General features: G+C 61.0%; 8 protein-coding genes. All 8 read right to left on the bottom strand.

Annotation, left to right across the window (positions count from 1 at the left end; translation table 11 throughout):
• On the bottom strand, nucleotides 1–264 hold a 264-nt coding region (gene tnpB / locus ABJH13_RS00715; protein ID WP_348404291.1), incomplete at its 3' end, for an IS66 family insertion sequence element accessory protein TnpB.
• Nucleotides 261–653, bottom strand: a complete 393-nt coding sequence (locus ABJH13_RS00710) for a transposase (protein WP_348404290.1) — start codon at nucleotides 651–653, stop codon at nucleotides 261–263. The genes ABJH13_RS00710 and tnpB, both read right to left, overlap by 4 nt.
• A gap of 135 nt (nucleotides 654–788) precedes the next feature.
• Complete coding sequence (locus ABJH13_RS00705) at nucleotides 789–1,307, bottom strand: chemotaxis protein CheD (protein WP_348404289.1); 519 nt, start codon at nucleotides 1,305–1,307, stop codon at nucleotides 789–791.
• 5 nt (nucleotides 1,308–1,312) lie between these two features.
• Nucleotides 1,313–2,461: a chemotaxis-specific protein-glutamate methyltransferase CheB gene (cheB, locus tag ABJH13_RS00700; protein WP_348404288.1), complete on the bottom strand. Its 1,149-nt coding sequence runs from the start codon at nucleotides 2,459–2,461 to the stop codon at nucleotides 1,313–1,315.
• A 132-nt stretch (nucleotides 2,462–2,593) separates the two neighbouring features.
• A complete protein-coding gene (locus ABJH13_RS00695) occupies nucleotides 2,594–3,742 on the bottom strand; it encodes an acyl-CoA dehydrogenase family protein (RefSeq protein WP_348404287.1) in 1,149 nt (382 codons plus the stop codon).
• Nucleotides 3,743–3,851: 109 nt separating this feature from the next.
• Nucleotides 3,852–4,901: a lipocalin-like domain-containing protein gene (locus ABJH13_RS00690; protein ID WP_348404286.1), complete on the bottom strand. Its 1,050-nt coding sequence runs from the start codon at nucleotides 4,899–4,901 to the stop codon at nucleotides 3,852–3,854.
• Complete coding sequence (locus ABJH13_RS00685) at nucleotides 4,891–7,263, bottom strand: ABC transporter permease (protein ID WP_348404285.1); 2,373 nt, start codon at nucleotides 7,261–7,263, stop codon at nucleotides 4,891–4,893. Before ABJH13_RS00685 ends, ABJH13_RS00690 begins: the two co-directional genes overlap by 11 nt.
• Nucleotides 7,260–7,931 (bottom strand): ABC transporter ATP-binding protein, encoded by a 672-nt coding sequence (locus ABJH13_RS00680; protein WP_348404293.1) that lies wholly within the window; start codon nucleotides 7,929–7,931, stop codon nucleotides 7,260–7,262. The genes ABJH13_RS00685 and ABJH13_RS00680 overlap by 4 nt, the downstream gene beginning before the upstream one ends.
• Nucleotides 7,932–7,968: the final 37 nt, after the last annotated feature.

Here is a 7,968-nt window from a genome sequence, read left to right as displayed (position 1 = left end):
CAGAGCGATCTTGCCTTCTTTTGCTGAGGGCCACACAAACCGGCCCTTCTCAAGTCGCTTGCTGAACAGGCACGCGCCTTGACCATCCCACCAGATGATCTTGATCAGGTCACCGCGACGTCCACGGAAGACGAACAGATGTCCGGTGAACGGATCCTGCTTCAGCGTTTGTTCGGCCTGTGCCGCAAGCGTCGTAAATCCCCGCCGCATGTCAGTCACACCCGCCGCCAGCCAGACCCGCGTGTTCGTCGGAACCGGGATCATACAGAAAGACCTCGGATCAGCCGGGCCAGTGCTTCTGGATCATAGCTGCCGACAATCCTTAGCTGATGACCGCCTGCGATATCGATCTCAATCGCGCTTTGGCCGGATGCGGCATTTGCCGCAAGAGGGGGGGTAGGTTCTTCGGTTACAGGCCGGTCAACGATCTCAACCGGAAGAAAGCACGGTGCCGGGGTGGCCTGTTCTTCGACCACCTCCAGATCAGGCGCAAACTTACGATCACGCAACCACTTGTGGATCAGATTGGCGTTCATGGCGTAACAACGTGCAACCTGCGCTACCGATACCCCCGACGCGCATGTTTGTGCGCAGATCGACACCTTCTCCTCATCCGACCAGAACCGCTTCTTCTGACCCTTCTTGCCCGCCATATCCGTCCTCAAGATGTCCACTATCAATGGTGGACACTTATCAACACACTCTATGGCGTGTCAGTGCAGGCAGGCCAGACGCTTACGTCGCGACGATGTCGAACTGACCCGCAGGGTTGCGCGCTTGCGCCAACGTCAGAACAATTCCAGATCGTTGCCAGTGTCTTTGGGCGCTTGTACCTGAGATACGGTCTCTTGCGGTGCATCTGTGCGGATCTTCTGCATCACCCGCCCAGAAGACGGCCAGAACATCAGTTGCCGCGCAGTTTGACCGCCGAGGGAATGCCCTTCGCAGGTAATCCCTTCATTTTCCAGAAATGACAGGATGAACTCACTGTTCTTTCGGCCGATCTCGCTCAGCCCCGCGACCATCTGGGCCCCGCCAAACGCCTTGGCGCGCAAACGCTTCCGATCTCCACCCTCTTTGAGAATGCCGTTAATCAGCAGTTCCATCGAGTTGATCCCTGGCAGCTGAGACGCGCCATTGTCCGCAGTCGAACTGGTCAACAACATGTGGTTCATACCGCCAACGCCTGCGATTGGATCCCACATGCAACACGACACGCAAGACCCCAGAAGGGTCGATATGACCAGCTCGGGGTCACTGCCAAAGGCTTGCTCCCCCTGAGTAATATGAATACGAGAATCGCTCATCGAAATTACATGCCTCCCCTCGGTTGGGTTGCTCGATTGGCTATCTGACTGTCCCGAATTGCCGGGCCTATGTCATCCAGAGATACTTCATGTTGCACAGCGCCGATGGCCTTGGCCGCTTTAGGCATACCATACACGACACATGTGTCTTCGTTTTGCCCAAACGTCGTGGCCCCTGCCTTCGACAGTTTCAACAGACCATCGGCCCCGTCGCGGCCCAAACCGGTGAGAATTGCGGCTGATATGCGTTTAGCATCGCGGATCGTTGAATCAAAGAGAACATCGACCGCTGGGCAATGCAGCGCTGGCGGATCATTGGGCACAAACCGGCAATACCAATCCCCCCCGCGGCTCAATACTTCTGTGTGGCGGTCGTTGCCCGGCGCCAATACAATGTCCCCATTGGCAAGGGGGCGATCTTCATTGGCAAGGTATACGTTTTGGGTCAAATGACGATTGAGACGTTCGGAAAAGCTGGTCAAGAAATTGCCAGGCATATGCTGGACAATCACAACCGGAGGCCCATGCGGATCAAGCGCAGGCAGCACAGTTTCGAGCGCGGCAACCCCCCCTGTAGAGGCCCCAATCAGGATCAGAGAACCGCGACGATACGCATGCTTCGACGCAGTATCGGGCCCGGGCGATGACGCCCCGAGCGCAGCAGCTGCAGCGACGACAGCCTTCGGATCTTTAGAATTCAGCCGCGCCTGCAGTTGTGCAGGCCTGGTGCAGGCCGCTTGGTACACCCGTTCGCAGATATCGTTGGTCAATTCTTCGCCGTAAGCTCTTGCAGGTTTGACCATGCAATCGATCGCTCCCCGCGACAACGCTTGGATCGCTGCTTCGCTGCCTGCGGCTGTCAAACTGGACATCATCACAACAGGCATCGGGCGCGCGCGCATCAATCGGGTCAGAAAATCAAGGCCGCTCATACCTGGCATCTCGATATCAAGCGTCAACACATCAGCGGGCTGCGCCTTGATAAAATCGCGGGCCTCTACGGCATCTGCCGCCTCGCCTATGACCTCCAACCGGGGGTCTGCTGTCAAAACCGTGCGCAACCACGCGCGCATAACGCGCGAATCGTCGACAATCAGGACACGTTTTGCAGCCCCATGGGAATCGACCGCAGTATTCATGGAAGGTTGCGTCACATTCTAATCCCAAGCCAAGTGTCCAACGCGGCAGTCTACCGAAACCGCACTGTCAGATATGGCAAAGAGTTATGAAGCGACACTTAATAAACAGAGAATATTGCCGATCTTTAGACCCACAAACCCCAACAATTACCCCGCATGTTCCGAGATCAAGTGCCGTGACACGATGACCCGCATGATTTCATTGGTGCCTTCTAAAATCTGGTGCACCCGCAGGTCCCGCACGATCTTTTCGATACCGTAATCGGCCAGATAGCCATAGCCACCGTGAATTTGCAGCGCTTCATTGGCCACATCAAACGCCACATCTGTCACAAAGACCTTGGCCATCGCGCAATATTTCGTGGCATCCGGGGCTGCACTATCCAATTTCCACGCGGCCTGACGCAGAAACACCCGCGCCGCCTGTAACTTGATCTCCATGTCCGCCAATTTGAACTGCAACGCCTGAAATTGATCGATCGATTTGCCAAACGCTTTGCGGTCGCCCGCATAAGACAACCCCGCGTTCAACGCCGCCTGCGCGCCCCCCAGCGCCGAGGCCGCGATATTTAGCCGCCCGCCATCCAACCCCGCCATCGCATAGGAAAACCCACGACCTTCCTCGCCGATCAGATGGCCTGCGGGCACGGCGCAGGCGTCAAATTGCACCTGCGCTGTGGGCTGCGCCCGCCAGCCCATCTTTTTCTCTTGTCCGCCAAACGATAGCCCCTCGGTGCCGGCCTCAACCACAATCGCGGAAATCCCCTTGGGGCCATCATCGCCGGTGCGCACCATCGCCAAATACGCATCAGAATAGCCGCCACCCGAAATGAACGCCTTGGTGCCCGTCAGCACATACCCGTCATCGCCGGGCACCGCACGGGTCCGCAACGCGGCCGCATCAGACCCTGACCCCGGTTCTGTCAAACAATAGGAAAACATCGTCTCCATCCGGCACATCCGGGGCAACCATTTGGCCTTTGCCTCGGCAGATCCGAACTTGTCGATCATACCGCCACACATGTTGTGAATCGACAAAAACGACGCCACCGACGGGCAAGCCATCGACAGGGCTTCAAAGACCATCGTGGCGTCCAACCTGCTTAGACCAGAGCCGCCGTGATCTTCGGAAACGTAGATCCCCCCGAGCCCCAATTCAGCGACTTTGGGCCACAGGCCTTTGGGGATCGTGCCCTGTTCTTCCCACGATTGGGCAAAGGGCGCGATCTGGTCTTGGCCAAACGCATAGGCCATATCAAAGATCGCAGATTGTTCTTCGGTGGGTGCAAAATCCAACGGGTCGCCCTTTCAATTGCCGCAGTCTTCGGGCCGCGTCTTGCGCGGATCCCCCTGCATTTCCGACACGCTAGCACTATTGGCAAAGGACACGCCAGACGGGCGGCGCCTAGTAGCCGGTCATTTCGAGATACCCGCGCCCCGTGTGGCTGCCCGACAACCGCACCGGCCCTTCCCAATAGGGGATAGATGTGCCCATCCACGCCCGCGGATTGATCGCCTGTACGCTGACGTCCACGCCTTTTTCGGGCAGCACCGCGCGCCATCTGGTCGGGATATCACGGCCCGCGACGGCGCTGGTTTGGACCGGTTGTGCGTAGAACGCCCCATCAGGAAACGCAGTGGTGGTGCCATCGGGTTCTATCCAGCTGGCGGCGGTGAAATCTGGGCCTTCGCTGTCACGCAGAGTGAACCCCATCAAGCGGTCGCCACTGTCAAACACCATCGAAAACCAATCCCAACTGACCTGTGATGCGCCCAACGGCTGCGAGGCCCATTCGCGGTCAAGCCACGCCTGCCCGGTCACCTGCACCGGCCCCTCGGGCAGGGTCAGCACGCCCGAAATGTCAAAGAACGGCTGCGCGTAGTAATAGCTTGCCCGGCCCGATGCGGATTTCTGCGAATAGCCTGCGTCGCCGTGAAACACCAACGGACCTTGGGCCTCTAGCTGCATGTCATAGGCGAATTCAGCGCCCCGCGCGGTCAGCTGCATCTGGTGCATATCGGCGCCCGACATCTGCCAATCATCGATCCACGCCTCAAACGGATCGGCCACAACACCCGCCTGCCCGATGCCGCCCCGGGCGCGCCGTTCGGCCACGTAATGGGCCTGCGGGGTGGTCACGGCGGCATGGGCCAACCACAGTTGTGGACTGTCCCAACCGGGGCGTTCGTGCGGTTCTAATGCGCTGCGAAAGAGGGTCCATTGCAGGCCGTATTCGGTGCCATCTGCCGCCCTGAGATTGGCCGTCAGGTACCACCATTCGATCCGGTAGGCAGGGTGCGCGCCATGATCTGCGGGAAAGGAAAACTGATACCCCCGCTCCGGCAGGGCAAACCCATCGGCATCGCCGCCCAACCCCGCAAAACTTTGGGCCTGTGCGGTGACGGCCCACATCAGGATGCACAACAGACCCGCGATCATAGGTTTAACGTTCATTGCGAAATACCCTCAAAAGTTGGTCGGGGGGCGTGCGTGCCAGCCGCATCGCGGGCCAAGCCGCCGCCAACACCGCCGCCAGCAGCGTCAGCCCCCCAAGCCGCAAGTAATCAAGCGGAAACAGATACATCGGCAACCGCCAACCAAAGGCCTCGACGTTCACAACCGCCAACAAAACCCATGCCAGCGCCAACCCCAACGGCACGGCCAGCGCCCCGGTGACAGCCGCCAGACACAACGCGCGCAGCAATTCCAACATGGCCAGATGGCGCCGCGTCAGCCCCAACGCCCACACCGGCGCCAATTGCGGCAACCGCAGGCTGGCCAGCGTCAGCAACCCGATCAACAAGGCCAGCCCCGCCACCGACAGCGTCAGCACATTCAACGCTGACGTCACCGAAAACGTGCGCTCAAACACCGCCAGCGAAAACGCCTTGAGGTCGGATTGATTGATCAGCCGGTCACCGTCCAACCCAAAGCGGCTGCGCAAATCGGCAGACAGCCCATCGGGGTCGTCTGTCCGCACCCCGTATCGCACCACAGGCACACCGGGATAGCGCGCCTGAAACAGCGCCTCAGAGATCACAACCTGCCCGGACGAATTGCCATAGTCGCTGTAGACGCCCAAGACCCTGTCACCCGTTGGCAGTGTATCGCCCGGTTGCAGCCCATTGCGGCGTGCCAGTTGTTCGTTGATCAACGCGCCATCCCCGCGGGCGACGGCGTCCCACACGTCTGGCACCGCGTCCAACAACGGCCACGTGTCGCGGTAGGTGGCATGATCAATGATACCGTAGATTTCGGCAGGCAGCCCGCCAATGCGCAGATCTTGCGACACAATGGGCAGCAGCGTCACGTCTTGGCCATCCAGATACGCGGTGATTTGCGCCGCCTGCGTGGGGGTGGTGGCGGTCAGGTACAATTCCGACGCCAACCGTTGATCAAGATACCCGGTGAACGTCAGGCGAAAGCTCGACACCATGGTCGACACCCCGATGTTGGCCGCCATCGCCAACAACAGGGCCATCAGGGCCATCGATAGCCCCGGCAGTTGCTGGCGGCTATCGGCCCAAAACCATTCGGCCAACGGCCCTTTGTGCAGGTGCCCCGCCAGCCGCAGCGCCGCCGACAACGCCACCGGCAGGCAAAACGCAGCCCCGATCAACAGGCACGCCAGCAGCGCAAATCCCGCAAATATCCCCTGTCCCAGCACCGCGACCCCGGCCCCAATCACAAACAGCACCACCGCCACACCGGCAAGCCCACGTGCGGCGCGGCTGGCGTGCATGCTCATGGCGCGCGGGTGGTTGAACGACAGCAGCGGCAGGCGCGCCAGCTTCACCAACGCAGCCCCCCCCGCAACGGCCGTGCCCGCCAACGCCATCCCCAACCCCGACAGCCACCACGCCGGGCGCACCTGCAATTGGCCGGTGATATCCGCGCCATATAACCCTCGCAGCGTCGCGGCCACATCAGGCAGCAGCGCCGCCGCGATGACATAGCCCAGAACCACCCCAATAGACCCGGCCAGCACCGCGAAGACACCCAGTTCGACCGTCAGCAACAGCATCAGATGCCGCAATGGCACCCCCAGCGCGCGCAGGGTGCGAAACACCGGGCGGCGTTGTTCGAACGCCAGCCCCACCGCGCCGTAGACGATAAAAATCCCCACCGCAAAAGACAGCAATCCGAAGGCCGTGAGGTTCAGGTGAAAGCTATCGGTCAGGCGCGCCACATCGTTGCCCGGCGCCGTCTGCGTTATCACATATTGCGGGGGCAACGGCGGCACGCCCATCGCCTGCACAGGCCCCACCACCAAACGGCTGATCGCATCAGGGGTGCCAAGCAGCCGTTGCGCCACCGCGATATCGGTCACAGCCCGGCCGCGCGGTTGGTCGGGGTGAGGCATCACCGTCGCCTGCACCGCGCCGAACAATGCGGCATCATCGGCGTTCACAAACATCGCATCGCGCGCAACGGGGCCGTCCTGCCCGGTGAACCATTGCGCCGGGCCGCCCCCGCTGGCGGGCAGGGTCATGGGATCCACCCCCACCACCTGCAGGTCGGTTGCGCCCAGCGTCAGCGTCCCTTCGAGCACCGGGCTAACCTGCCAGCCGAGACGGCGCAGCGCCACATAGGCGGCTGTATCCAACATCTGCCCATCCGCGCGGCGGATCTGCGCCACGCCAGCCCCCGATACGACATCTGCCGCGCGGTCATAGCTGGCGCGCGCCTCGGAATTGATGCCCTGCACCCCCGACCACAGCGCCGTGGCCAAGGCCAACCCCGCGATCAACGTTGCCAACTGCCACGGGTTGCGCCGCCAATGCGACAGCAGCGCGACCAGCCCCAAACGGATCATCCGCGTGCATCCGTATGGGCGCGCACCTGTCCATGCGACAGCGTCAACCGTCGCTGCATCCGGGCGGCATGGCGCGGCGAATGCGTCACCATCAACAATGCCGTGCCGGTTTCGGCCGCGCTATCTAACATCAGTTGCAACACCGCATCTGCGGTCGTTTCGTCCAAATTACCGGTGGGCTCATCAGCCAGCAACACGCGCGGTTTGACCGCCAGCGCCCGCGCAATGGCAACACGTTGTTGTTGCCCCCCTGATAGGGTTTCAGGGTAGGCGTTCAGGTGATTTTGCAGGCCTATGCTTTCCGCCAGATGCGCGGCCCACGCAGGGTCATGCCGCCCCGCAAGGCGCGCCTGAAACGCGATATTGTCAGCCACGGTCAAGCTGGGGATCAGGTTGAACTGCTGAAAGATCAACCCCACCACAGTGCGGCGCACCGCCGCCAGACCTGCATCCGACAGGCCCGTAATTTCGGTGCCATCAACGGTGATCTGCCCCGAGGTCACACTGTCCAGCCCGGCGACCAGATGCAGCAGGGTGCTTTTGCCACTGCCCGACGCGCCCTCAAGCGCCAATGTGTCGCCCTGCGCCATCTCAAACGACACATCCGACAACACCGCCTGCCCTTGCGGGTCGTATCGTTTGACCAATTCAGTGACCTTAAGAACCATCATCTGCCCGCTTTTGTTGCCCGCCCAAGACATGGCG

It is taken from the genome of Roseobacter sp., assembly GCF_039970775.1.
Classification (GTDB): Bacteria; Pseudomonadota; Alphaproteobacteria; order Rhodobacterales; family Rhodobacteraceae; genus Roseobacter.
The sequence above is the reverse complement of the archived record's forward strand: the minus strand, read 5'-3'. Positions and strand labels throughout refer to the sequence as shown.